Here is a 24,677-nt window from a genome sequence, read left to right on the forward strand (position 1 = left end):
CCGTCGGAGGCACGCTTATGTCCGTGCAGAGATCCGGAACGACCGTCCCCCACCACGCGTCGATGAGACCCCGCCGCACGCTCGCGACCGCGGTCGGCGCCCTCCTCGCCGTCCTGTCCCCCCTCGCCGCCGCCTCGACCGCCGCACCGGCCTCCCCGGACGGGGACCGACCACCACGCGGCTCCGCCCACATGGGCATGGGCGTCGTCGAACACGACGGCCAGGGCGGGCTGCCCGTCCCGACCCGCGCCGCCCAGACCGAAGGCGTCGACGTCTCCAGCCACCAGGGCAACGTCAACTGGTCCGCGCTGTGGAGCAGCGGCGTGAAGTGGTCCTACGTGAAGGCCACCGAGGGCACGTACTACAAGAACCCGTACTTCGCGCAGCAGTACAACGGCTCGTACAACATCGGGATGGTCCGGGGGGCGTACCACTTCGCCACCCCGGACACCGCGTCGGGCGCCGCGCAGGCGGACTACTTCGTCAACAACGGCGGAGGCTGGTCGCGCGACGGCAAGACGCTGCCGGGCGCGCTCGACATCGAGTGGAACCCCTACGGTGCGGCCTGTTACGGAAAGACGCAGGCCCAGATGGTGACCTGGATCCGGGACTTCCTGAACCGGTACCGGGCCCGCACCGGACGGGACGCGGTGATCTACACCGCGACGAGCTGGTGGACCCAGTGCACCGGCAACTACAGCGGCTTCGGCGCGAGCAACCCGCTGTGGATCGCCCGGTACAACACCACGCCCGGCACCCTGCCGGCGGGCTGGGGCTTCTACACCATGTGGCAGTACACCTCGTCCGGGCCGATCGTCGGTGACCACAACAAGTTCAACGGCGCCTACGACCGGGTCGTGGCACTCGCCAACGGCTGAGCCGCCGGGGTCCGAGCGACCACCGCGGCCGGCTGCCCGTCACGACCAGTGCGTCGGTCGGTCCAGGGCGGCGGGCAGTCCGGTCGCGGCGTCGCCCCGGGCCGCGTTCACCTGCATCTGGGTGAGGAAGAGGCTGCCGCGCAGATCGGCGCCGGAGAGGTCGGCGTCGCGCAGGTCGGCGCCGATCAGGTCGCACTGGCGCAGGTCGGCGCCCGCGAGGTCGGCGCCGATCAGGTACGCACCGCGCAGGCTGACACCGCGCAGGTCCGCGCCGCGCAGCCGGGCGCCCATCAGGTCGGCGCCCCTGCGGTCCTTCTTGCGCCCGCGCACCGGGCCCCGCACCACCTCGCTGACCTGCACCAGCAGCGCGTTCACCCGCTGCCGCTGCGCATCCACGTCCACCGCGAGCAACGCCCGCGGCGCGCGCCGCGCCAACTCGTCCGTCTCGGCGTACAGCTCTCGCAGCCTGTCGTGGAGGGGGCTGGCGGCGCGGTGGGTGAGGGCGTCGGCCAGGTACCAGAGCAGCTCGTGCAGATTCCGTGCGACGGGGAACGCCTCGACGACGGCGACACCGGTGTGCTGCGACACGCGCTGCCCGGCGCCGAAGCAGTCGTACGTGGTGCAGCCCCGGTAGCCGCTGGTGCGCAGCCGGGCGTGTATCGAGCAGCGGAAGTCCGCGGTGAGGTTGCGGCAGGGGGTGCCGGCTTCCTTGTCGACGGCGAAGTCGGCGGAGGCACGGAAGGGGAGGGCGGTGCAGCACAGCCCGAGGCACGCGGCGCAGTCGCCGCGCAAGGCGGTGGGGTCGTCCATGCCCCACATTCTCGCCCCCACGCTTTCCCTGCGGGCGCGCTGGTGGTCTGTGCGGCCCGTCTGCGCTGCGGCGACACCACCGCCGTGCGCCGGCGGGATGCGTTGGTCTCTGCGGTCCGTCTGTGCCGTGGGACATCACCGCCGTGTTCCTGCCGGAGCGTTGGTCTCTGCGGCCCGGTGGGTGGCTTGTCGCGCAGTTCCCCGCGCCCCTAAAACCCGCTGCCCCAGCCGCAGACAAGTGACGGGGGCAGCGAATCAGGGGCGCGGGGAACTGCGCGACAAGCCACAGAGCAGCCGCAGGGACCCAGCGCTCCCGCAGGGAAACGGCGGGTGGTTTAGGGGCGCTGGGGGTCCACCCGTGCCCGCAGGGCACAGGTGGGGGTCCCCCCACGCCTCTGGGCGTAGGGGGAGGAACTGCGCGAACAGCCCCCACCGGGCCGCAGGGAAGCCGCGGGGGCGCCCGAGAGGGGAGGCTCGGGCGCACCCGGGTTACGCCGCGGCGGGGACGCGGAGTTCCGCGGGGGTGAGGGCGATGTCCAGCACCTCGCGGACGTCCGTCACCGCGTGGACCTCCAGCTTCTCCAAGATCTCCGCAGGGACGTCGTCCAGGTCCGGCTCGTTCCGCTTCGGGATCACCACCGTGGTGATCCCCGCCCGGTGCGCCGCCAGCAACTTCTGCTTCACGCCACCGATCGGCAGCACCCGACCCGTCAGCGACACCTCTCCCGTCATTGCCACGTCCGTCCGGACCAGCCGCCCGGACAGCAGCGACGCCAGCGCCGTCGTCATCGTGATGCCGGCGCTCGGGCCGTCCTTGGGGACCGCGCCCGCGGGGAAGTGGATGTGCACCCCGCGGTCCTTGAGGTCGGCCACCGGCAGTTCCGCTTCCGCGCCGCGGGACCGCAGGAAGGAGAGCGCGATCTGAGCGGACTCCTTCATCACGTCACCGAGCTGCCCGGTCAGCGTCAGCCCGGACGCGCCCGTCTCCGGGTCGGCCAGGGACGCCTCCACGTACAGCACGTCCCCGCCGGCGCCGGTCACGGCGAGCCCGGTGGCGACGCCGGGCACCGCGGTCCGGCGCTCGGCCGGGTCCTGCGCGGACTCGGGCACGTGGTGCGGCCGTCCGATCAGCCCGCGCAACTGCTCCGCGCCGATGGTGAACGGCAGCTCCCGGTCCCCGAGCTCGTGCTCCGCGGCCACCTTCCGCAGCAGCCGGGCGATCGACCGCTCCAGGTTCCGCACGCCCGCCTCGCGGGTGTACTCGCCGGCGAGCTTGCGCAGCGCGGACTCGTCGATGACGACCTCGTCCGCCGCCAGGCCCGCCCGCTCCAGCTGGCGCGGCAGCAGGTGGTCCCGGGCGATGACGACCTTCTCGTCCTCGGTGTAGCCGTCCAGCCGGACGAGTTCCATCCGGTCCAACAGCGCTTCCGGGATGGCCTCCAGCACGTTCGCGGTGGCCAGGAAGACGACGTCGCTCAGGTCGAGTTCCACCTCCAGGTAGTGGTCGCGGAAGGTGTGGTTCTGCGCCGGGTCGAGAACTTCGAGCAGCGCAGCCGCAGGGTCGCCGCGGAAGTCGGAGCCGACCTTGTCGATCTCGTCGAGCAGGACGACCGGGTTCATCGAACCGGCCTCCTTGACCGCGCGGACGACGCGGCCGGGGAGCGCGCCGACGTACGTGCGCCGATGGCCCCGGATCTCCGCCTCGTCCCGTACGCCGCCGAGGGCGACGCGGACGAACTTGCGGCCCATGGCGTGGGCGACGGATTCCGCGATCGACGTCTTGCCGACGCCGGGCGGGCCGACCAGCGCCAGCACCGCGCCGCCGCGCCGGCCGCCGACGACGCCCAGGCCGCGGTCGGAGCGCCGCTTGCGCACGGCCAGGTACTCGGTGATCCGCTCCTTGACGTCCTGAAGGCCCGCGTGCTCGGCGTCGAGCACGGCCTTGGCGCCCTGGATGTCGTACGCGTCCTCGGTGCGCTCGTTCCACGGCAGTTCGAGGACGGTGTCGAGCCAGGTGCGGATCCAGGAGCCCTCGGGGCTCTGGTCGCTGGCCCGCTCCAGCTTGTCGACCTCCTTGAGGGCGGCCTCGCGCACCTTCTCGGGCAGGTCGGCGGCCTCGACGCGGGAGCGGTAGTCGTCGGACTCCTCCCCTTCGCCGTCGCCGTTCAGCTCGCGCAGCTCCTTGCGGACCGCGTCCAGCTGGCGGCGCAGCAGGAACTCGCGCTGCTGCTTGTCGACGCCCTCCTGGACGTCCTTGGCGATGGACTCGGCCACGTCCTGCTCGGCGAGGTGCTCGCGGAGCTGGTCGGTGGCGAGCCGCAGCCGCGCGACCGGGTCGGCGGTGTCGAGCAGTTCGATCTTCTGGGCGGTGGTGAGGAAGGGCGAGTAACCGGCGTTGTCGGCGAGCTGGGAGACGCCGTCGATCTGCTGGATGCGGTCGACGACCTGCCAGGCGCCGCGCTTCTTCAGCCAGTCGGTGGCGAGGGCCTTGTACTCCTTGACCAGCTCCAGGACCTGGCCGGGCAGCGGGTCGGGCAGGGTCTCGTCGACCCCGGTGCCCTCGACCCAGAGCGCGGCGCCCGGGCCGGTGGTCCCGGCGCCGATCTGCACCCGGGAACGGCCCCGGATCAGCGCGCCGGGATCGCCGTCGGAGAGCCGGCCGACCTGCTCGACGGTGCCGAGCACACCGGTCGCGGCGTACGTGCCGTCGACGCGGGGAACAAGCAGCACCCGGGGCTTGCTGGCACCGGAAGAGCGCGCGGCAGCCTGAGCCGCCTCGACCGCGGCCCGCACCTCCGTGTCGGTCAGGTCAAGCGGCACCACCATGCCCGGCAGGACGACCTCGTCGTCCAGCGGCAGCACGGGCAGGGTGAGCGGTGTGAAGGCGTCGGACTCAGCAGCCATGATCTCCCCTTCGGCAATGAACTTGAGCTGTATCGACTCAATGCCCTGGGGTCCCCAGATGTTCCCCGCCCTCTGTTCGCTCTGAGCGATCACCCCGTTGAAGTGCGGGATATGGCGAGGAGGCCGCACTTTGGCGTTATCCGTTCGCACACCGCCCCCGGTGCGGCAACGATGGCCCGGTCACGCCATCCGCAGCGCACCGGAGGTCTTGTGCCCCAGCCCGTCACCCTCGACCGCCGGGACGGCCCGTACGGGGAAATCGTCCTGCGCCGCCGGGGAGATCACCACGAGATCATCGCCAACGGGTGCTTCCTGATGGACACTCCGACGGCCGATCCGAGCGGAGGCTGGTGGACGCGGCGTTCGAAACCCTGACCGCCGCCGAGGACCACGCCGCCCCGAAGTCGGCCGAAAAGCGACCCGCACTGCTCATCGGAGGACTGGGCGTCGGCTTCTCCCTGGCGCACGCGGCGGGGAACCCGCGCTGGGGCCGCATCGCGGTGGTCGAACGGGAGGAGGCGATCGTCGAGTGGCACCGCTCGGGCCCGCTCGCGAACGTCTCGGGACCGGCGCTCGCGGACCCCCGGAGCGTGATCCTCCGCACGGACCTGCTGACCCATCTCCGCGAGACTGACGACCTTTACGACGCGCTATGTCTGGATATCGACAACGGCCCCGACTGGACCGTGACCGAGGACAACGACGCGTTGTACGCGCCGGCCGGACTCGCCCTGTGTCACGGGCGGTTGCGACCGGGAGGCGTCCTCGCCGTCTGGTCCGCGCAACCCTCTGCAACCTTTGAACGAGCCCTGCGGAATGCCGGATTCAGCGGGGTAAGAACCGAAGAGATCCGGGTTGCCCGAGGCGTACCGGACGTGGTCCACCTCGGCGTTCGGCCTGCGTAGCAGGGTGGTGCGCAGTGCGCTTAGTCTGCTGAACTACACACCGGATCTACAACGAGCGTGAATCTCCCGAGAGCGCTTACAGGGGCGGGCGATGGAACAGACACAGACCACCACCCAGACAAGCGTGGCGGCCACGCCGGGCGCGCAGCGACGGGTGCTGGTCGTCGAGGACGACTCGACGATCGTGGACGCCATCGCCGCACGTCTGAGGGCCGAGGGCTTCCTGGTGCAGACCGCGGCGGACGGCCCGGCGGCGGTCGACGCGGCCGACGCCTGGCAGCCCGACCTGATGGTGCTGGACGTGATGCTGCCCGGCTTCGACGGCCTGGAGGTCTGCCGTCGGGTGCAGGCGCAGCGCCCGGTGCCGGTGCTGATGCTGACCGCCCGGGACGACGAGACCGACATGCTGGTGGGCCTCGGCGTCGGCGCCGACGACTACATGACGAAGCCGTTCTCGATGCGGGAGCTGGCGGCGCGGGTGCACGTGCTGCTGCGCCGGGTCGAGCGCGCCGCGCTCGCCGCCGTCACCCCCCGTAGCGGGATCCTGCGGCTGGGCGAGCTGGAGATCGACCACGCCCAGCGCCGGGTGCGGGTGCGCGGCGACGACGTGCACCTCACGCCGACCGAGTTCGACCTGCTGGTCTGCCTCGCCAACACGCCCCGCGCGGTGCTCTCCCGGGAGCAGCTCCTCGCGGAGGTCTGGGACTGGGCGGACGCCTCCGGCACCCGGACCGTCGACAGCCACATCAAGGCGCTGCGCCGGAAGATCGGCGCGGAGCGGATCCGTACGGTCCACGGCGTCGGGTACGCACTGGAGACGCCAGCGCCATGAGACGGCGCACCCGGGCCGCCGCGGTGCCCTCGGCGCCGCCCGCCTACGCGGAGCCGACCGCCAGGGAGGGCCGGCCGCGGCGCGCCCCGCGCACGCCCCCCGCGGCGGGCGCGGCCCGGGGCGAGCGCGCGGGCCCGGCCCGGCGCGGCGCCCGGGTGGAGCCGTGCGAAGCACGCCGGCGGGGCCCCGTCCCGATCACGATCAAGACCAAGCTCGGCACGCTCGTGGTGGTCTCCGTCTTCATCACCACGGGTCTGCTGCTGGTCGCCCTGCGCACCTCCACCGAGCTGCGCTTCATCACGGTCTTCTCGGTGATCGCCACCTTGCTGATCACCCAGTTCTTCGCGCACGGCCTGACCGCGCCGCTGGACGAGATGAACACGGTCGCCAAGGGCATCTCGCACGGCGACTACACCCAGCGGGTGCGCGGCGCGGACCGCCGGGACGAGCTGGGCGACCTGGCCTCGACGATCAACCGGATGGCGGACGACCTGGAGGCCGTGGACCGGCACCGCAAGGAGCTGGTGGCCAACGTCTCGCACGAGCTGCGGACCCCGATCGCCGCGCTGCGCGCCGTGCTGGAGAACGTGGTGGACGGCGTCTCGGCGGCCGATCCGGAGACGATGCGCACGGCGCTGACGCAGACCGAGCGCCTGGGCCGGCTGGTGGAGACCCTCCTGGACCTGTCGCGCCTCGACAACGGTGTCGTACCGCTGCGGACGCGCCGCTTCGAGGTGTGGCCGTATCTGTCGGGGGTGCTCAAGGAGGCGAACCTGGCGGCGGCGCAGCGCCGGCTCGCGTCCGGCTCGGGCCACCACACCCGTACCGACGTCCATCTGCACCTGGACGTCTCGCCGCCGGAGCTGACCGCGCACGCGGACCCCGAGCGGTTGCACCAGGTGGTGGCGAACCTCGTCGACAACGCGGTGAAGCACTCGCCGCCGCACGGCCGGGTCACGGTGCGGGCGCGGCGCGGGCGGCAGCCGGAGTCGTTGGACCTGGAGGTCGTGGACGAGGGGCCGGGCATTCCCGAGCAGGAGCGCCACCGGGTCTTCGAACGGTTCAACCGGGGTTCGGTCGCCGCGCCGCACGGCAAGGGCAGCGACGGCGGTACGGGCCTGGGGCTCGCCATCGCGCGCTGGGCCGTGGACCTGCACGGCGGGCGCATCGGCGTGGCCGAATCGGCCCGCGGCTGCCGCATCCTCGTCACCCTTCCGGGAATCCCCGCGCAGCGGAGTTGACGTAGGGTTCGAACGGCCGCGGGCCGGAGTGTGTGTACTTGCCATGAGCAGGGCCACCGACTCGCGCGGACCAGTAGGTTCACAGGTGTTCTTCCTGGTCAGTGGTGCGAACCGGAACGGTCCGCCACATCGTCGGCATGGGCGAACCGTGCTTATTTCCCGCCATTCCTCACCATGAAACCCACGCTTCGGTGTGACTTACGCGACGATGGCCCGCCCGGCCTGCATCTACCGGCCATGGGGGCGTAGCCTTTATTTCCGCTGTCCACCATCTTGTGAAGCGGAAGAGGGCGGTTGCCGCCGTGTCGTCTCAGGTCCCCAGTAACGCCAGCTCCCCCAGCCTCCGGCCGGGAGGTGCCCCCACGGTTGACCAAGGCACGCAGGGCCAGGGCCCTGCCGCCGCCTTCGGCGCCAATGAGTGGCTCGTCGACGAGATCTACCAGCAGTACCTCCAGGATCGCGATTCCGTAGACCGCGCCTGGTGGGACTTCTTCGCCGACTACAAGCCGGGCGGTGGCAAGAACACCGCCGAGGCGCCCGCCGAGGGCGCGACCGCCGCCGCGGCGCCGCCGGCGCAGGCCGCACCGGTGCAGGCCCCGGCCGCGCCGCAGCAGCCCGCCCAGGCCCCTGCTGCGCCCGCGGCTCCGGCCGCCCGGCCCGCTGCCGCCCCGGCCGCTCCCGCCGCTGCGGCACCCGCGGCCCCGGCTGCGGCTCCGGCTGCGAAGCCGGCGCCCGCCGCCAAGCCGGCCGCGGCGCCCAAGGCCGCCGCTCCGGCCGGCGCCGGCCCCGAGCTGGTCACCCTGCGCGGCCCCTCCGCCGCCGTCGTGAAGAACATGAACGCCTCGCTGGAGGTGCCCACGGCCACGTCCGTGCGCGCCGTCCCGGTGAAGCTCCTGTTCGACAACCGCATCGTCATCAACAACCACCTGAAGCGCGCCCGGGGCGGGAAGGTCTCCTTCACCCACCTCATCGGCTTCGCGATGGTGCAGGCCCTCAAGGCCATGCCGTCGATGAACTGGTCGTACGCGGAGAAGGACGGCAAGCCGACCCTCGTCAAGCCCGAGCACGTCAACTTCGGCCTCGCCATCGACCTGGTGAAGCCGAACGGCGACCGCCAGCTGGTCGTCGCGGCCATCAAGAAGGCCGAGACGCTCAACTTCTTCGAGTTCTGGCAGGCCTACGAGGACATCGTCCGCCGCGCCCGCAGCAACAAGCTGACGATGGACGACTTCACCGGCGTCACCGTCTCGCTGACCAACCCCGGCGGCCTCGGCACCGTCCACTCCGTGCCGCGGCTGATGCCGAACCAGTCGGTCATCATGGGCGTCGGCTCCATGGACTACCCCGCCGAGTTCCAGGGCACCTCCCAGGACACCCTGAACAAGCTGGGCATCTCCAAGGTCATGACGCTGACCTCGACCTACGATCACCGGGTGATCCAGGGCGCCGCCTCCGGCGAGTTCCTGCGCATCGTGGCCAACCTGCTGCTGGGCGAGGAAGGCTTCTACGACCAGATCTTCGAGGCGCTGCGCATCCCGTACGAGCCGGTCCGCTGGCTCAAGGACATCGACGCCTCCCACGACGACGACGTCACCAAGGCGGCGCGCGTCTTCGAGCTGATCCACTCCTACCGGGTCCGCGGCCACGTCATGGCCGACACCGACCCGCTGGAGTACCGCCAGCGCAAGCACCCCGACCTGGACATCACCGAGCACGGGCTCACCCTCTGGGACCTGGAGCGGGAGTTCGCGGTCGGCGGCTTCGCCGGCAAGACGCTGATGAAGCTGCGGGACGTCCTCGGCGTGCTGCGCGACTCGTACTGCCGCACCACCGGCATCGAGTTCATGCACATCCAGGACCCCAAGCAGCGCAAGTGGATCCAGGACCGGGTGGAGCGCCCGCACGCCAAGCCGGAGCGCGAGGAGCAGCTGCGGATCCTGCGCCGGCTGAACGCCGCGGAGGCGTTCGAGACCTTCCTGCAGACGAAGTACGTCGGCCAGAAGCGGTTCTCCCTGGAGGGCGGCGAGTCCGTCATCCCGCTGCTGGACGCGGTCATCGACTCCGCCGCCGAGGCGCGGCTGGACGAGGTCGTCATCGGCATGGCCCACCGCGGCCGGCTGAACGTGCTGGCGAACATCGTCGGCAAGTCGTACGCGCAGATCTTCCGCGAGTTCGAGGGCAACCTCGACCCGAAGTCGATGCACGGCTCCGGCGACGTCAAGTACCACCTGGGCGCCGAGGGCACCTTCACCGGTCTCGACGGCGAGCAGATCAAGGTCTCCCTGGTCGCCAACCCCTCCCACCTGGAGGCGGTCGACCCGGTCCTGGAGGGCGTCGCCCGCGCCAAGCAGGACGTGATCAACAAGGGCGGCACGGACTTCACCGTCCTGCCGGTCGCCCTCCACGGCGACGCGGCCTTCGCCGGCCAGGGCGTCGTCGCGGAGACCCTGAACATGTCGCAGCTGCGCGGCTACCGCACCGGCGGCACGGTCCACGTGGTCATCAACAACCAGGTCGGCTTCACCGCCGCGCCGGAGTCCTCGCGCTCCTCGATGTACGCCACCGACGTGGCCCGCATGATCGAGGCGCCGATCTTCCACGTGAACGGCGACGACCCGGAGGCGTGCGTGCGCGTCGCCCGGCTCGCCTTCGAGTTCCGCCAGACGTTCAACAAGGACGTCGTGATCGACCTCATCTGCTACCGCCGCCGCGGTCACAACGAGGGCGACAACCCGCAGTTCACCAACCCGCAGATGGTCGCGCTGATCGACAAGAAGCGCTCGGTGCGCAAGCTGTACACCGAGTCCCTGATCGGCCGCGGCGACATCACGCTGGAAGAGGCGGAGCAGGCGCTCCAGGACTTCCAGGGCCAGCTGGAGAAGGTCTTCGCGGAGGTCCGCGAGGCCACCAGCCACCCGGCGCCGACACACGTCCCGGACCCGCAGGCCGAGTTCCCGGTGGCGGTGACCACCGGGATCTCGCAGGAGGTCGTCAAGCGGATCGCCGAGTCCCAGGTGAACATCCCGGACAGCATCACCGTCCACCCGCGGCTGCTGCCGCAGCTCCAGCGCCGCGCCGCCTCCGTCGAGGACGGCACGATCGACTGGGGCATGGGCGAGACGCTGGCCATCGGCTCGCTGCTGATGGAGGGCACCCCGGTGCGGCTGTCCGGCCAGGACACCCGCCGCGGCACCTTCGGCCAGCGCCACGCGGTCCTGGTCGACCAGGAGACCAACGAGGACTACACCCCGCTGCTCTACCTGACCGACGAGCAGGCCCGCTACAACGTCTACGACTCGCTGCTGAGCGAGTACGCGGCGATGGGCTTCGAGTACGGCTACTCGCTGGCCCGGCCCGAGTCGCTGGTGATGTGGGAGGCGCAGTTCGGCGACTTCGTCAACGGCGCCCAGACCGTCGTCGACGAGTTCATCTCCTCCGCCGAGCAGAAGTGGGGCCAGACCTCCGGCGTCACGCTGCTGCTGCCGCACGGCTACGAGGGCCAGGGCCCGGACCACTCCTCGGCCCGCCCGGAGCGCTTCCTCCAGATGTGCGCGCAGAACAACATGACGGTCGCCATGCCGACGCTGCCGTCGAACTACTTCCACCTGCTGCGGTGGCAGGTGCACAACCCGCACCACAAGCCGCTGATCGTCTTCACCCCGAAGTCGATGCTGCGTCTGAAGGCGGCGCAGTCGAAGACGGAGGAGTTCCTGACCGGCGGCTTCCGCCCGGTCATCGGTGACGAGTCGGTCGACCCGGCGGCGGTCCGCAAGGTCGTCTTCACCTCCGGCAAGGTCTACTACGACCTCGACGCGGAGCGGAAGAAGCGGGGCGTCACGGACACGGCGATCATCCGGCTGGAGCGGCTGTACCCGCTGCCGGGTGCGGAGCTCCAGGCGGAGATCGCGAAGTTCCCGAACGCGGAGAAGTACCTGTGGGCCCAGGAGGAGCCCGCGAACCAGGGTGCTTGGCCGTTCATCGCGCTGAACCTGATCGACCACCTCGACCTGGCGGTCGGCGCGGACGTCCCGCACGGCGAGCGGCTGCGGCGGATCTCGCGCCCGCACGGCTCGTCGCCGGCGGTGGGCTCGGCGAAGCGGCACCAGGCGGAGCAGGCGCAACTGGTCGCCGAGGTCTTCGACGCGTAGCCCTCGCGCGCAACCTCGCGCTCATGAGGCCCGGCCCCTTCCTAGGGGCCGGGCCTCCCCCGTTTCCCGGGCGATCTCGCCATCGCCGTACGGCAGCGTTGGCGTCTGCGGCCGGGTGGTGGGCTTGTCGCGCAGTTCCCCGCGCCCCTGTTTCGCTGCCCCCGTCACTCATCTGCGGATGCAGGCGGATGTGTTTAGGGGCGCGAGGAACTGCGCGAACAGCCACGACGTACCCGCGGAGAACAATGTCCCGCAGGGTTATGGCGGGTATGCCAGGGGCGCGGCGAACTGCGCGAACGACCCACGCCGGGCCGCAGACAAACGGGGGCGTTCGGAGGGGGAGCTACAGGAGGTTGGACTCCGTTAGGAGCGTGGTGACGGCGTCCTGTTCCTCCAGGGCCCGCGCCGGGCCCGCCGAGCGGGACAGGCGGGTGACGCGGGCGCGTTGCGCCGCCAGGAGCGCGTCCAGGAGGGCGGGCGAGGCGGACGCCGCCGCGCGGCAGTGGGAGGCCGCGTCGAGGAGGCGCTCACGAGACGACGTGCGTCGGGCGAGGAGCGCCGTCGCGAGGGCGCGGTGCCAGCGCGCGGTGACCGCGAGCGCCGGGTCCGTCGTGGTGCGCGCCGCCTCGCCCAGCGTCCAGTCCGCCTCGTGGAGGTCCGCCAACGCCTCGTCCGCCCGGAAGCGTTCGAGGTGGGCGTGGCCGAGGAGCGCCCGCCGCTCCGGGAGCGCCGGATCGCCGGCGGCGGTCTGGTCGACCGCGCCGCGCAGGTGCCGCACGGCGGTGCGGACGTCGCCCGGCGCGTCCTTGTCGACGCCGCGTTCGATCAGCCGGCGCCCCAGCGAGGTGAGGACGCCCGCCCGCCCGGGGTCGCGCCACGGCAGCAGCGGCAGCGCCTCCGTCCACGCGGCTATCACGGAGTCGCGGTGCGACCAGCTGCCGCTGGCGGCGTGCCGTTGCTCCAGGTGGCGGGCCATCCGCAGCAGGATGCCCGCCTCCGCGGCCTCGTCGCGCTCCACGTGGCGGCGGGCCTGGTCGAGGGCTTGGAGGATGCGCAGCCTGGCGTCGTCGTCGGGGTGCTCGTACGCGAGCTCGATGGCGTCGGCGTACTCCAGCCAGGCGCGCAGCAGTTCCGCGGCGGCGCCGGGCGCGCCCGTGCCGGGGTCGATGCCGTCGATCGCGGCGAGCAGGTCGTCGCCGGCGCGCTCCGCGTAGCCGCGGGAGGTCGCCGGGTCCACGGCGTCCGCGGCGACGGGGCCCTCGCCGCGGTGGTGGCGGGCGAGGTCGAGGAGGAGGCCGCCGCGCAGCAGCAGCGCCGCCTCGTGGTGCTCGACGCGGTCGGGCTCCGGGTAGGGCCCGGGGAGGCGCTCGTCGATGAGCGCCTGGACGACGTCGACGGCGGTGCCGAGGGTGGTGGCGGCCCACTGGCCGGGGGTGGCGGGGCCGCGCAGCGCGTGCGGGGCGCCGGTGACCGCGAGCCGCCGCAGCACCCGCACCCGCAGCGGCGTCGCGGATTCGCGCAGCCCGGTGTCCCAACGCCCGGGTCCTTCGGTGAGTTCGGCCAGGCTGCCGTCGGCGGCGGCCAGCAGGACCGCGGCCATCGGTGCGGGGTCGTCGCCGTCGGTGCCGGCGCGCACGGCGACCCAGTCGGGCAGGAGCTTGGTGCTCAGTCGCCCGGCGGCGACCTCCTCCGCCATGATCTCCAGCAGACGCGCCAGGGTGAGGTGCGCCTCGGACGTGCCGGCGATCGCGTTCTGCGCGGCGTCGAGCGCTTCGGGCAGGTCTTCGGGGACGGGCCGCAGGAACCACCGGCGCAGCAGCGAGTCGGCGAGTTCGCCGTAGAGCGCGGCGCGCGCCGCGGTGCGGCGCTCGGCCCGGGTGGCGGAGCCGAGCAGCCGGATCGCCGTGTCCAGGTCGCGTACGGTGCCGTGCTCGCCGAAGTGGTCGAGGCAGGCCCGGGCTTGGGCGGCGAGGCCGGCCGGCCCGTCCTCGGGGGTGCCGAGCGGGGTGGCGGTGGGCGAGGGGCCGCCGAGGCGGCGCAGCACCTGGGTGGAGACCTGGGCGAAGGCCCACAGGCGGCGGGATTCGGGCCCGGGGCCTTCGACGGCGGGCTCGGCGAAGCGCTCCGCGGGGCTGACGGAGCCGTCGAGGAAGGCCGCGGCGAGGGCGGGGAAGTTGCGCACCGTGCGGCCGTAGCGGGACTCGACGTACTCGGAGCACTGCTTGAGCACCAGGGAGGCGCTGCTCGCGCCGAGTTGCCCGAGGAGTTCTTCGCGTACGCCGTCGAGGAAGGCGTACGCGGGGCCGTCCGGCTCTCGTTGCTCCGCCGGGCGCCGGTCGTCGCGCCGCAGCAACCCGCTGAGCAGCACTTCGGCGAGGACGTCGGGGCCGCTGCGCCCCAACATGGCGCGCTGGACGAGCTGCATCACGGGCAGCAGCAGGGGCACCGCCGACAGGTAGACGGCGAGCTGCGCCGCGGCCGGCGACGCGGTGCGGCGGAACGCGCGGACGCGCTCGGCGGGGTCGATGCCCCGCTCGGCGCGGGCGCGGGCGGCGGCGGGCAGGTGCCGGGCCTTGACGACGGCCGCGGCGGCGTTCAGGGACCGCCCGGTGGCGCCGGCGACGAGCCGGGTCCACGCCTCGAAGGAGGACCGTCGCAGGGCGAGCACGGGCACGGGGAGGCCGTCGTCGACGGGCGGGCCGGAGCGGGGCACGAACTCCAGCCGCCCGGCGGGCCCTTCGCGTCGGCGCAGCAGCCCGGGCCGCGCGGGCAGGTGCGTCCGCCCCCACATGCGCTGCGGCAGGGGCTGTACGACGGAGACGGGCGCGGTGGCCGCCCAGGAGTGCAGCAGGCGCTGCATCCGTCCGCTGCGCCACAGCGGGCCGGCGCAGTCGCTGAGGACGACGGTGAGCTGGCGTCCCGTGGGGTCGCCGAGGTCGGTGGGCGGGGCGTCGTCCTCGGCGATGCGGTGGACGGCGACTTCGCGGAAGGCGCCGGCGCGTTCGCAGATCTGGCGCAGTTCGTCCAGGGCGCGGGACCAGACGACGTTGGAGCTGGACTCGTCCATGACGAGCGCGAGCCGGGCCTCCCGGCGTCGTACGAAGGACAGCACGGGGACGACGATGCCGGTGTCGGCGGCCCGGTCGGCGGTCGCGACCTCGTCCAGCTCGCGGCGGACGTGGCGCCTGGGCGGCCGGTAGCGCTGGAGGGGGCGCAGGGAGCGCTCCAGCGCGAGCGCGTCGGGCAGGGCGGCGGGCGCGGGCACGGGGATGCGGCGCATGCTGGCGTCGACGAGGGTGCCGTAGCTCGCTTCCGGCTGGGCGGGCCCGTACAGCCCCACGAGGCCGGAGGGTGCCTGCGGATGCGGGGGCGGGGGCTGTGGTGCGGCCGGTGGGGCGGGGTCGTCGAGGTGCCGTACGGGCGTCCCGTGCGCGCTCGGCGCCGTCGGGCCGGCCTCGCCCGTGCCCGGGGGCCGCGGGTCGGAGGCGGGCAGGAACCGCGCCAGCCAGAGCGCGTCGGCGACCTCTTCGGCGGTGGGCTTCAACTCCGCTTCCCGCAGCCGGGTGACGAGCGCGGTGAGCGGGGCGGGCGGTCGGGGCCCGTCCCTGGGCGGGGTTCCGCCGCCCAGGCCCCGCGTCAGGAAGGGCGGCAGCACGGCTGCGGGCAGTGCGTCGGATGGCGGCTGGCCGGGCGGCTGCGCCGGCTCGCCCGCTGCGTCGGCCCCCTCGCCGCCGGGCAGCGGCCCGAGCCGCACCGGCCCCAGGAGCGGTACGACGGGGAAGCCGGACGGCGACGAGAGCCACCCCAGCGAGGGCTGTACGGGCGGACCGGGCGGCGAACCGAAGCCCGGGGACGGCTCGGGCACCGGGCCGGGCATGGGCGGTGGGTCCGGCAGCGGCGGTGGGGCGCTGAAACCGCGCACTCGCCCGATCCCCCGGTTCCGCGGTCGCCGCGTGCGCCTCGCGGGCGGCTCAAGCCGCGGCGGGGAGGCGTCGTCCTCGCCGGCATCCTCCGTACGCTCCTGGGACGGCGCGGGCGGCAGTCCGACGAGGGGAGCGTCGGGCGGTACGGGCCCGGGCGGTGGCGGCGGCACGGGCCCCGGCTCGACCGGCGGACCGGCCCCTTCGGCGGGCCCCGGTGCGCCCGGGGCCCGACCGCGGCTCTCCTCCGGGTCGGGCTGCGACGGCGGGCGGCGCTCCTCGGACATGGCGTCACCGCTGCCGGGTCTCTAGGGGCCGGATCAACAGCTCGGCGATCTCCTCGCGGCGTCCCGGATCCGCCCGGGCCGCGTGGTGGGTGAGATAGATCGCGTTCAACAGCTGGTCGGTGGGGCGGAGTTCGCCGTCGCCGTCCTCCCGGGTGAAGCGGCCGATCAGGTCCAGGTTCTGCTCGTCGGCGCCGGCGCCGAAGTGCGCCTGCACCATGGACGCGAGGCGTTCGTCCCGCGGCGGGTCGAGGTGGAGGTGGATGCAGCGGCGCAGCAGGGGCGCCGGGAAGTCCCGTTCGCCGTTGCTGGTCATGACGACGAACGGGAAGGCGTGGCAGCGGACCCGGCCGCCGCGCACCGGCACCCGGCGGCCGTCGTCGGTCAGCACGCTGACCTCTTCGTGTCCCGGCCGGTCGGCCGTGCGCTCCAGCTCGGGGAGGGAGAACTCGCCTTCCTCCACGACGTTCAACAGGTCGTTCGGCAGGTCGATGTCGCTCTTGTCCAGCTCGTCGATGAGCAGCACCCGGGGCAGCTCGGACGGGAGCAGCGCGGTGCCGAGCGGGCCGAGCTTGATGTAACTGCCGATCGACTCGGGGGCGTCCGCATCGCGTGCCTCGCGGGCCTCGCGGGCGTCTCGTACCTCGCGTGCGTCCCGTTCGACGAGTTGGGCGTCCTGGAGGCGGCCGATCGCGTCGTACGTGTAGAGGCCGTCGCGCAACTCGGTGCGGCTGACGATGGGCCACTGGAGCACCCGGCCGAGCCCCAGTTCGTACGCGATGGAGTGCGCCAGCGTCGACTTGCCGGAGCCGGGCTCGCCGGTCACCAGGAGGGGGCGGCGCAAGTACAGCGCGGCATTGATCAGTTGGAGGGCCTGGGCGTCATGGGCGGGCGGCGCTCCGACGCGGGTGCCGAGGCGGCGGGTGGAGGCGCTGTCGACGGGCGGGGCGGCGTCCGGCAGCGGGACTCCGGAGAACGCCCGCCACGGCGGTGGCGGCGGCAGCAGTCGCATGCGGTCGGGGGCCGGGCCGCCGACCCCTCGGTAGATCAGCCAGTCGTCCATCGCGCGCTCCTCTTCCTCAGCTTCCCTCAGTCGTCCTCGGCTTTCTTCTGCTTCCTCGGCTACGGATCCGGCCGCGGGCACCCTGGCGGGCAACGGGGGTTATATGCCCGGTCCGAGGCCCTCCCATGACTGGGAGGCGGCGAACTCTGTGATGTCTCCCCATGAGGAGGGACACCCTCCGCAAGTCCGGCCAATCGCATCGAACGTCGACGAATCGAACATCGGTGCAGGCGAGCCGCGGCCGTGGCGCGCGTCGACGGGCTCACGGGGAGTCCACCGGCCCGTCGGCGTCCGACGGCAGCGGTCGGCAGGGGTCGTCGTAGAGCAGGGCGACCCCTTCGGCCCAGTGCCCGCCGGCGCGCGTTCCGCTGATGTCGTCCCGGATGCGGCGCAGCCGGTCGGGGAGTTCGTCGGCCCCCTCGGTCACGGCCAGCAGCGTGGCGGCGCCTTGGTGCACCTCCTCGCAGAAGTCGGAGCAGCCCTGGTCGGGGTGGGCGTCCGTGTGCCACAGCGCCACTCCGTGGCCGGCGTCCAGGGCCATGCCGATGGCCCGCCGGCCCACTCCGCTGCCCGCCGGCCGGCACAGGACGGGGACGCCGGCCGCGGGCATCTCCGCCAGGTGACGGGGGCGCGGGACCTGGCGCGCGGGCGGGGTGCGGCAGGCGGTGAGCCGGGCCGCGTCCGCCAGCCGCGCCCAGCGGTCGAGCCAGTCGGCGTGCGGTTCGCCGCGCCGTGCGACGTCGCGCAGGACCACCATGCGTCGTACGCCGACGTACGCCGGCTGGTGGAGCCGGGCCATCTCGGTGAGCTGCCAGCGGTGCACGGCGGTGTCGAAGTGGTCGGCGGGCAGGGCGACTTCCAGCGGGGCGGGCGCGCCGGGTGCGTCGACGGAGGCGAAGACCTCGGCGAGCGGCGCGCGCAGCTCCCGTACGAGCCCTTCGGGCGCGGTGCCGTCGCCGGTCTGTGCCTCGTGCAGCGGCTCGTTGAGGTCGTGGCCGTCGTCGACCCGGATGCGCCAGTAGAAGCGGGGCGCGGCGGCGTCGACGACGGGCTCCAACTCGACGATGACGACGGCCCGTCCGTCGCCGGGCCGCGGGTAGCGGACCACGAGCCGGCCGTCGCCCGCGCCGTCCTCGCCGGGGGCCTGGAGGAGCGCGGGCGGGAGCGTGGCCTCGGTGACGACGGTGTGCACGATCCGGGGGACGTCCTGGAGCCGGCGCAGCACCCAGTGGGCGAGTGCGGCGGGGTCGCCGCCGCGGGCCCGGTCGTACGCCACCACCAGTTGCAGGTAGTGCAGGGCGGCGATGGCGGCGGCGGGCTGGCCCGCCTCGTACAGCAGTCCGTGCCCGTCGCGCCAGGTGCGCGGGAGCAGTTGGCCGGGCGGGGCGGCCACCGAGCCGCGGGCCTTCTTGGTGAGTTCGGTCAGGGGGCGGATGCCGTCGGGCGGCTGGACGGCGGCGAGGTGGGCGAGCGCTTCGCGCCGGTCCCGCGGGCTCCAGTGGTCGCCGCCGGTCTGCACGCCGGTGCCGGGCAGCTGGTGCTGGCGCTCGATCCAGTTGTGGCCGGTGATCTTCGGCGACTGGCCGTGCCAGCGGTCGTGGGCGGCCGTCAGCTCCTGGTACGCCGGGCCGAACCGGCGCAGGGCGGTGACGGCGATGGCGAGTCCGCCGTCCCGGCCGGTGCGCCGGGACTTGAGGACGCCGACGACGGCGCCGGTGTACGCGTCGAGCACGGGTGAGCCGGAGCCGCCCTTGGGGAACTCGGCCTCGGGGCGGATCCGTAAGCCGTACTCGTCGTCGAAGCCGTTCACGCGGGCCGTGGCCTTCCAGGGCACGGCGCGGTGCGGCTGCGTCTCGCCGCCGGGGCGGTAGCCGAGGACGACGCCACGGCCGCCCGTGTAGTCCGTGCGGTCGGTGAGCCACACGCACTCGTGCTCGGCGTCGGGGTCGAGCAGCCGCACCAGCGCCAGGTCCTGTTCCACGGGCACCTTGTGCTCGGGCAGGGGGCCGCCGTCGAGCAGCCAGCGGTCGAGGCGGGCGTCGAGGGGTTCGCCACCGTTGAACTCGGGTCCGCCGACGGTGAAGATCCGGCCCGGGTTTCCCTTCAGATGGGGGGCCAGGACGTGTGCGCAGGTCAGGAGGGTGCCGGGGGCGACGAAGAAGCCGGTGCCCCACGGGGCCCCGGTGTCCCGGCCGCCGAGGTGGACGGTTGCGGCGCGCAGCAGTGCGTCTATGACCGGGTCGGATTCGGCGGGGGCGGCGGTGGTCATGACGGGGGTGCCGCGTGGGACGCACCGCTTCGGCCGTCCGGCGCCGGGGGCGCCTCCGGCGGCGCAGGGGCGTGAGCGGGCTGCGGCGGGTGGGTCGGCGGCGGGGGTACGGGCGCGGGCGCCGCCGTGGTCGTGGTCGTGGCCGTGGACTCCGGCTGGTCCTTGAGCTGCCAGACCAGCGTGACCTGGACGGACGCTTTGGTCTCGCCGGAGGCGAGTACGGCGAGGGCGGCGCCCGACTTGGCGGTGAGCTCCACGCCGAAGGTGACGCTCGCCTGGTCGGGGCCGGCCGCGGCGGCGGCCCGCAGCACCGAGGCGCCGACGTCCGTGATCAGCTGGTGCAGCTGCTGGACCTTGGCGGTGGCGTTCTCGACGAAGCCGACGTCCTCGTCGTCGTCGCCGTATCCGCCCTCGGGTGCGGAGAGCCGGGCGTGCACCACGGCTCCCCCGGGCAGCTCTATCTGCTGGACGCGTCCGTTCACCGTTCCCCCGTTCCGTCGCGACTCCACGCCATTGTCGACGGCGACCTGCTTGCCGCGCAGGCGAGTTGGCTCATGCAGTGATGGCGACGACGGTAGCGGCTCGTCCGGTTGCCCGGCAGTCGCCGTAATCTGGGCGGTGTAGTCCCCCATCCCTCCCAGGAGCATGTCTTGTACTTCACCGATCGCGGCATCGAGGAACTGGAGAAGCGGCGCGGCGAGGAGGAGGTCACCTTCGAGTGGCTGGCCGAGCAGCTGCGCGCCTTCGTCGACCTCAACCCCGACTTCGAGGTCCCGGTGGAGCGCCTGGCGACGTGGCTGGCGCGCCTGGACGACGACGAGGACGACGACTGACGACCAGGCCCCGCGCGCTTGCCTGCGCCTCGCGACGCAGCCGCCGTTTCCCTGCGGGGTGCGCTGGTCTCTGCGGCTCGGTGGCGGGTTGTTCGCGCAGCTCCCCGCGCCCCTGTTTCGCTTCCCCCGTCATTTGCCTGCGGGCTGAAGGTGGAGGTTTTCAGGGGCGCGGGGAACTGCGCGACAAGCCCACCACCGGGCCGCGGACGCCATCACCGCACGCCGTCATGGCGCTACCGCGCCTGCCGGGGCAGCGCCGGAGGCGGAGGCTTTAGGGGCGCTGGGGGTCCCCCCACGCCCTCTGGGCGGGCTGGGGGTCCCCCCACGCCCTCTGGGCGTAGGGGGCGGAACTGCGCGAACAGCCCCCACCGGGCCGCAGGCGCGACGGCTCAGCTCGCCGCACGGCGAGACCGCGGCGAGGTCCAGCCGCACCCGGACAACGGCTAGCGCAGCTCCCGCGCCCGTCGGCGTTCGTACGCCAGCAGCAGCGCTCCCTGCGCGATCAGGACGGCGCCGGCCGCGGCCCACCCCGCTCCCCCGCGCCCGCCCGCACCTTCGCCCTCGCCCGCCCGCAGAGCCCTCCGCAGCCCCCACAGGGCGAGCGGCACGCCCGCCGCCACCTGGGCGACGCCGAGCGCCTTGGGCGCGATGCGCTCCTTGGGCTCCCGCAGCCAGTGGTCCAAGCTCTCCTCCACGGCGTGCAGCTCCGTGCGCACCGCGTCGCGCCACCCGGCCCACTCGACGGTCTGCGCGCCGAGCTCCAGCGCCGCGGCGTGCAGTCGGTCGGCGGGGTCGCCGGGGGCCAGCCCCCTGGGCGCTTCGAGCCCGGCGCGGGCCAGCACGGCGATCAGCCCGCGCAGCCGGTCCGCCCCCAGGGAGTCCAGGTCGTCCCTGGTCAGCGGGGCCAGCGCCTGGACGTCGAGGACCGGGTCGAGCCCGAGCCGGGCGGCGAAGGTGGTCATCGCCTCGTCCTCCCCCACCGGCGTGCCGTCGGCCAGCCAGACGTAGCCGACGGGCCGACGGAAGCCGGTGGCCAGGGTGAAGCCGGTGCGTTCGGCGTCCCACCACAGGGCGAGTACGGGCCGGCCGAGCCCGACCGCGACGGCGAGGGCGACGGCCCAGCCGCCGACGACCCGGTCGACGGGCTCGCCGTCCTCCCACGCGGCGCCCTCGGGGACGAGGACGCTCCACTCGGCCCCGGCCGGGGCGAGGAGCTGCGGCTCGCGCAGGAGCTGTGCCGGCGACCGTACGACGGACGGCTCGGCACGGCAGAACAGCAGGGCACCCGCGACTGTCGCGTTCATACCCCTCACGCTAGGACACCGCGCCCCGTTTGACCGGTTATGGCCGGCTGGCAGACGGGCGGGCGTTCCTTGACAACCCCGATACGCGATATATCGTCTCTCACGAGAGACGCGATATATTGCGTCTCCGTCGGGCGCTCCGCGGCTCCGTCGGGCCGGGTCCAGCTGGGAGGTCAGCGTAATGACACAGTCGTCGTGGGAGGTCTCCGACGAGCGCAAGCTCGTCTTCGACGCCCCCGTGACCGCACTCGACGTACGGATCGTCAACGGCACGGTCAACGTCGTCGGCACCGAGGGCGGCTCCGCCCGGCTGGAGGTCGGCGCCGTCGAGGGCCCGCCGCTGATCGTCACCCAGGAGGGCACCCGGGTCACCGTCGCCTATCGGGACCTGCCCTGGCAGGGCTGGCTCAAGTGGCTCGACCGCAAGGGCTGGCACCGCAGCGCGGTGGTGTCCCTGGTCGTGCCGGCGACGGCGGACGTGGCGGTCGGCGTGGTCGGCGCGGCGGCCGTGGTCTCCGGCATCGAGGGCGACACGTCCGTACGCGGGGTGAGCGGTGACACCACGCTGGTGCGGCTCTCCGGCCGGGTCCGGGCCGAAAGCGTCTCGGGCGATCTGGAGGTCCAGTCCGTCGCGGGCGAGTTGACGTACAGCTCCGTCTCCGGCGACCTCACCGTCATCGAAGGCGCCGGCTCGTCCGTACGGGCCGAGACCGTCAGCGGTGACGTGTTCGTCGACCTGGCCCCCACGGACGGCGCGCCGGTCGACCTGGCGCTGACGACGGTCTCCGGGGACGTCGCGGTCCGTCTGCCGAGCCCCGCGGACGTGCAGGTCAGCGCGGAGACGGCGGCCGGCTCGGTGTCCAACGCCTTCGACGGCCTGACGGTCGGCGGCGAGTGGGGCGCGAAGAAGGTCACGGGCGTGCTGGGCGCCGGCAGGGGGTCGCTGCGGGCCACCACGATGTCCGGCTCGATCGCGCTGCTGCGCAAGCCGCCCGCGGACGAGGAAGGAGCCGCGCCGGCCCCCGCCGCGGCCTCCACCTCGGGAAAGGTGCTCTGAGATGGCTCCCGTCTTCGCCCACGGCAGGCTGCGGCTGTACCTGTTGAAGCTGCTCGACGAGTCCCCGCGCCACGGTTACGAAGTGATCCGCCTGCTGGAGGAGCGCTTCCAAGGGCTGTACGCGCCCTCCGCCGGCACGGTCTACCCGCGGCTGGCCAAACTGGAGGCCGAGGGCCTGGTCACGCACGCCACCGAGGGCGGCCGGAAGGTGTACTCGCTCACCGACGCGGGCCGCGCCGAGCTGGCCGGGCGCGGCGGGGAACTCGCCGACCTGGAGATGGAGATCCACGAGTCGGTGTCCGAACTCGCCGCGGAGATCCGCGACGACGTGCGCGGCGCGGCGGGCAAGCTGCGCAGCGAGGTGCGGGCGGCGGCGTCGCAGGCCAAGAGCGCGGGCACGTCGAGCTCCGCGAACGCCACGAAGGCTTCCAAAGAAGAGTGGCGCAAGGTCACGCACGAGTGGCAGGAGCAGGCCAGGCTGGCCCGCGAGGAGGCCCGGCAAGCCAGGCGGCAGGCCAAGGAGGCGCAGGAGAGGGCGCGCACCGAGGTCGCCCGCATCGCCCAGCAGGTGCAGGAGCAGGTCCAGGGCCACTTCTCGCACGGCGACTGGCCCGCGGGGTTGCGGGACGGGCTGACGGAGCTGTCGACGCAGCTCAGCGGGTTGACGCAGAGCGTGTGGTCACCGCACGCCTGGTCCTGGTCGGATCAGGAGCCGAACGCGGCGCCGCAGTCGGAAGAGACGCCTCCGGACTGGGCCGTACCGGAGTGGACCGTCCCGGAGAAAACCGATCCGGAGGAAGTGGTTCCCGGGTGGGCCGAGGACGCGCCCGTCACCGGAGACCCGGCCCGCGACCTCGACCGGCTCCTCGACCGCTTCCGGGACGACGTCCGCGACGCGGCGCGGGACCACGGCATCACGCAGCCGCAGTACGACGAGGCCCGTCGACACCTCGCGACGGCGGCGACCCGGCTCTCCGCGCTGCTGCGCACGCCGCGGCAGGACGACGGCGACGGGAGCTGACGCCGGAGGGCGGCGGTCACGGCGCGGGGGTCAGCACGATCTTCCCGAACAGGTCGCCGCTCTCCATCCGCTCGAACCCCTCCCGCGCCCGGTCCAGCGGCAGCACCCGGTCGATCACCGGCCGCACCCCGGTGGCCGCGCAGAAGGACAACAGGTCCTCCAGCTCGTCCTTCGACCCCATGGTGGAGCCGACCACCTTCAGTTCGAGGAAGAAGATCCGGGTCAGCTCGGCGTGGGAGGGCCGGTCCCCGCTGGTCGCCCCGGAGATCACCAGCGTGCCGCCGGGCCTGAGGCACTTGACGGAGTGCGACCAGGTCGCCGCGCCGACGGTCTCGATGACGGCGTCCACGCGCCGCGGCAGCCGCGCCCCCGGCTCGTACGCCTCCTCCGCGCCGAGCTCCACCGCGCGGGCCCGCTTCGTCGCGTCCCGGCTGGTGGCGTACATCCGCAGGCCCGCGGCGCGCCCGAGCACGATCGCGGCGGTGGCGACGCCGCCGCCGGCGCCCTGCACGAGCACCGAGTCCCCGGGCCGCACCCCGGCGTTGGTGAAGAGCATCCGGTACGCGGTGAGCCAGGCGGTGGGCAGGCACGCGGCCTCCTCGAAGCTGAGCTCCGGGGGCTTCTTCAGCACGTTCCACGTGGGCACGGCGACCTGCTCGGCGAAGGTGCCCTGGTAGCGCTCGGTGAGCAGCGAACGCGGCTCGTCCGGGCCGACGCCGTGTCCGGTCTGTCCGATGACCGAGTGGAGGACGACCTCGTTGCCGTCCTCGTCGACCCCTGCGGCGTCGCAGCCGAGGATCATCGGCAACCGCTCCTCGGGGAGCCCGACGCCCCGCAGCGACCACAGGTCGTGGTGGTTGAGCGACGCGGCCTTCACGGTGACGGTGCTCCACCCGCTGCGTGGTTCCGGTGCGGGGCGGTCGCCGAGGGCGAGGCCGTTGAGGGGGTGCGCGCGGTCGATGCGTGCGGCGTATGCAGCGAACATCCCCCGACCCTAGGCGCGCACCCCTCCCCGGAACACCACCCCGGAGTGTGACCCACCCCGCACCCCGCGCACGGCCCGGCGCGACTGGGACATGCCCGCCGTCTCCCTGCGGGGTGCGTTGGTCTCTGCGGGCCGTCTGTGGCTTGTCGCGCAGTTCCCCGCGCCCCTAAAAGCCCCTGCCCCAGCCCGCAGACATATGACGGGGGCAGCAAATCAGGGGCGC

Annotated in this window: 15 protein-coding genes and 1 pseudogene; 8 read left to right on the forward strand and 8 right to left on the reverse strand. The window is 73.4% G+C overall.

What is annotated here, in order from left to right; translation table 11 throughout:
* Positions 1 to 62 precede the first annotated feature (62 nt).
* Positions 63 to 878 (forward strand): lysozyme, encoded by an 816-nt coding sequence (locus ABZ842_RS00655; RefSeq protein ID WP_361529265.1) that lies wholly within the window; start codon positions 63 to 65, stop codon positions 876 to 878.
* Between the two features lie 39 nt (positions 879 to 917).
* On the opposite strand, the gene ABZ842_RS00660 is transcribed toward ABZ842_RS00655, so the two are convergent.
* Both ABZ842_RS00660 and lon read right to left on the reverse strand, forming a co-directional pair.
* Entirely contained in the window at positions 918 to 1,688 is a 771-nt protein-coding gene (locus ABZ842_RS00660) for a pentapeptide repeat-containing protein (RefSeq protein WP_361529268.1), read from the reverse strand.
* Positions 1,689 to 2,177: 489 nt separating this feature from the next.
* The gene (gene lon / locus ABZ842_RS00665) at positions 2,178 to 4,592 is read right to left on the reverse strand and encodes an endopeptidase La (RefSeq protein ID WP_361529271.1); all 2,415 of its coding nucleotides are present in this window, start codon (positions 4,590 to 4,592) and stop codon (positions 2,178 to 2,180) included.
* Between the two features lie 264 nt (positions 4,593 to 4,856).
* Between lon and ABZ842_RS00670 the strand changes: the two are divergent.
* From ABZ842_RS00670 to ABZ842_RS00685, 4 genes and pseudogenes are all read left to right on the forward strand, one after another.
* Positions 4,857 to 5,497: pseudogene (locus tag ABZ842_RS00670) on the forward strand (spermidine synthase).
* Positions 5,498 to 5,588: 91 nt separating this feature from the next.
* Positions 5,589 to 6,329, forward strand: a complete 741-nt coding sequence (locus tag ABZ842_RS00675) for a response regulator transcription factor (RefSeq protein ID WP_361529274.1) — start codon at positions 5,589 to 5,591, stop codon at positions 6,327 to 6,329.
* Positions 6,326 to 7,570: a HAMP domain-containing sensor histidine kinase gene (locus tag ABZ842_RS00680; RefSeq protein WP_361529277.1), complete on the forward strand. Its 1,245-nt coding sequence runs from the start codon at positions 6,326 to 6,328 to the stop codon at positions 7,568 to 7,570. The genes ABZ842_RS00675 and ABZ842_RS00680 overlap by 4 nt, the downstream gene beginning before the upstream one ends.
* A 302-nt stretch (positions 7,571 to 7,872) precedes the next feature.
* Positions 7,873 to 11,718: a multifunctional oxoglutarate decarboxylase/oxoglutarate dehydrogenase thiamine pyrophosphate-binding subunit/dihydrolipoyllysine-residue succinyltransferase subunit gene (locus ABZ842_RS00685; protein ID WP_361529280.1), complete on the forward strand. Its 3,846-nt coding sequence runs from the start codon at positions 7,873 to 7,875 to the stop codon at positions 11,716 to 11,718.
* 343 nt (positions 11,719 to 12,061) lie between these two features.
* Here the strand turns inward: ABZ842_RS00685 and ABZ842_RS00690 are convergent, their stop codons facing one another.
* From ABZ842_RS00690 to ABZ842_RS00705, 4 genes are all read right to left on the reverse strand, one after another.
* A complete protein-coding gene (locus ABZ842_RS00690; protein ID WP_361529283.1) occupies positions 12,062 to 15,925 on the reverse strand; it encodes an SAV_2336 N-terminal domain-related protein in 3,864 nt (1,287 codons plus the stop codon).
* A gap of 4 nt (positions 15,926 to 15,929) precedes the next feature.
* The gene (locus ABZ842_RS00695; RefSeq protein ID WP_361529286.1) at positions 15,930 to 16,985 is read right to left on the reverse strand and encodes a MoxR family ATPase; all 1,056 of its coding nucleotides are present in this window, start codon (positions 16,983 to 16,985) and stop codon (positions 15,930 to 15,932) included.
* A gap of 262 nt (positions 16,986 to 17,247) precedes the next feature.
* Positions 17,248 to 19,254 (reverse strand): trypsin-like peptidase domain-containing protein, encoded by a 2,007-nt coding sequence (locus ABZ842_RS00700; RefSeq protein ID WP_361529289.1) that lies wholly within the window; start codon positions 19,252 to 19,254, stop codon positions 17,248 to 17,250.
* The gene (locus ABZ842_RS00705) at positions 19,251 to 19,736 is read right to left on the reverse strand and encodes a CU044_2847 family protein (protein WP_361529292.1); all 486 of its coding nucleotides are present in this window, start codon (positions 19,734 to 19,736) and stop codon (positions 19,251 to 19,253) included. The genes ABZ842_RS00700 and ABZ842_RS00705 overlap by 4 nt, the downstream gene beginning before the upstream one ends.
* 168 nt (positions 19,737 to 19,904) lie before the next feature.
* On the opposite strand from ABZ842_RS00705, the gene ABZ842_RS00710 reads away from it, so the two are divergent.
* Positions 19,905 to 20,087: a DUF6104 family protein gene (locus ABZ842_RS00710; protein WP_361529295.1), complete on the forward strand. Its 183-nt coding sequence runs from the start codon at positions 19,905 to 19,907 to the stop codon at positions 20,085 to 20,087.
* A gap of 443 nt (positions 20,088 to 20,530) precedes the next feature.
* Here ABZ842_RS00710 and ABZ842_RS00715 read toward each other — a convergent pair whose 3' ends face one another.
* A complete protein-coding gene (locus ABZ842_RS00715; protein WP_361529298.1) occupies positions 20,531 to 21,391 on the reverse strand; it encodes a hypothetical protein in 861 nt (286 codons plus the stop codon).
* 181 nt (positions 21,392 to 21,572) lie between these two features.
* Here ABZ842_RS00715 and ABZ842_RS00720 point away from each other — a divergent pair, with 181 nt between their 5' ends.
* Together ABZ842_RS00720 and ABZ842_RS00725 are read left to right on the forward strand one after the other, a co-directional pair.
* Positions 21,573 to 22,448 (forward strand): DUF4097 family beta strand repeat-containing protein, encoded by an 876-nt coding sequence (locus tag ABZ842_RS00720; RefSeq protein ID WP_361529301.1) that lies wholly within the window; start codon positions 21,573 to 21,575, stop codon positions 22,446 to 22,448.
* Between the two features lies 1 nt (position 22,449).
* Complete coding sequence (locus ABZ842_RS00725; RefSeq protein WP_361529304.1) at positions 22,450 to 23,469, forward strand: helix-turn-helix transcriptional regulator; 1,020 nt, start codon at positions 22,450 to 22,452, stop codon at positions 23,467 to 23,469.
* Positions 23,470 to 23,485: 16 nt separating this feature from the next.
* On the opposite strand, the gene ABZ842_RS00730 is transcribed toward ABZ842_RS00725, so the two are convergent.
* The gene (locus ABZ842_RS00730; protein WP_361529307.1) at positions 23,486 to 24,454 is read right to left on the reverse strand and encodes a zinc-binding dehydrogenase; all 969 of its coding nucleotides are present in this window, start codon (positions 24,452 to 24,454) and stop codon (positions 23,486 to 23,488) included.
* Between the last annotated feature and the right edge of the window lie 223 nt (positions 24,455 to 24,677).

It is taken from the genome of Streptomyces sp. NPDC047315 (assembly GCF_040643215.1).
Lineage (GTDB): Bacteria > Actinomycetota > Actinomycetes > Streptomycetales > Streptomycetaceae > Streptomyces.

Bases quoted from the DNA above. Each gene is read 5' to 3' on its own strand.
- ABZ842_RS00695 (WP_361529286.1), bottom strand. From the start codon at position 16,985: ATGGACGACTGGCTGATCTACCGAGGGGTCGGCGGCCCGGCCCCCGAC.
- ABZ842_RS00700 (WP_361529289.1), bottom strand. From the start codon at position 19,254: ATGACCACCGCCGCCCCCGCCGAATCCGACCCGGTCATAGACGCACTG.
- ABZ842_RS00655 (WP_361529265.1), top strand. From the start codon at position 63: ATGAGACCCCGCCGCACGCTCGCGACCGCGGTCGGCGCCCTCCTCGCC.
- ABZ842_RS00715 (WP_361529298.1), bottom strand. From the start codon at position 21,391: ATGAACGCGACAGTCGCGGGTGCCCTGCTGTTCTGCCGTGCCGAGCCG.
- ABZ842_RS00675 (WP_361529274.1), top strand. From the start codon at position 5,589: ATGGAACAGACACAGACCACCACCCAGACAAGCGTGGCGGCCACGCCG.
- lon (WP_361529271.1), bottom strand. From the start codon at position 4,592: ATGGCTGCTGAGTCCGACGCCTTCACACCGCTCACCCTGCCCGTGCTG.
- ABZ842_RS00680 (WP_361529277.1), top strand. From the start codon at position 6,326: ATGAGACGGCGCACCCGGGCCGCCGCGGTGCCCTCGGCGCCGCCCGCC.
- ABZ842_RS00720 (WP_361529301.1), top strand. From the start codon at position 21,573: ATGACACAGTCGTCGTGGGAGGTCTCCGACGAGCGCAAGCTCGTCTTC.
- ABZ842_RS00730 (WP_361529307.1), bottom strand. From the start codon at position 24,454: ATGTTCGCTGCATACGCCGCACGCATCGACCGCGCGCACCCCCTCAAC.
- ABZ842_RS00690 (WP_361529283.1), bottom strand. From the start codon at position 15,925: ATGTCCGAGGAGCGCCGCCCGCCGTCGCAGCCCGACCCGGAGGAGAGC.
- ABZ842_RS00660 (WP_361529268.1), bottom strand. From the start codon at position 1,688: ATGGACGACCCCACCGCCTTGCGCGGCGACTGCGCCGCGTGCCTCGGG.
- ABZ842_RS00725 (WP_361529304.1), top strand. From the start codon at position 22,450: ATGGCTCCCGTCTTCGCCCACGGCAGGCTGCGGCTGTACCTGTTGAAG.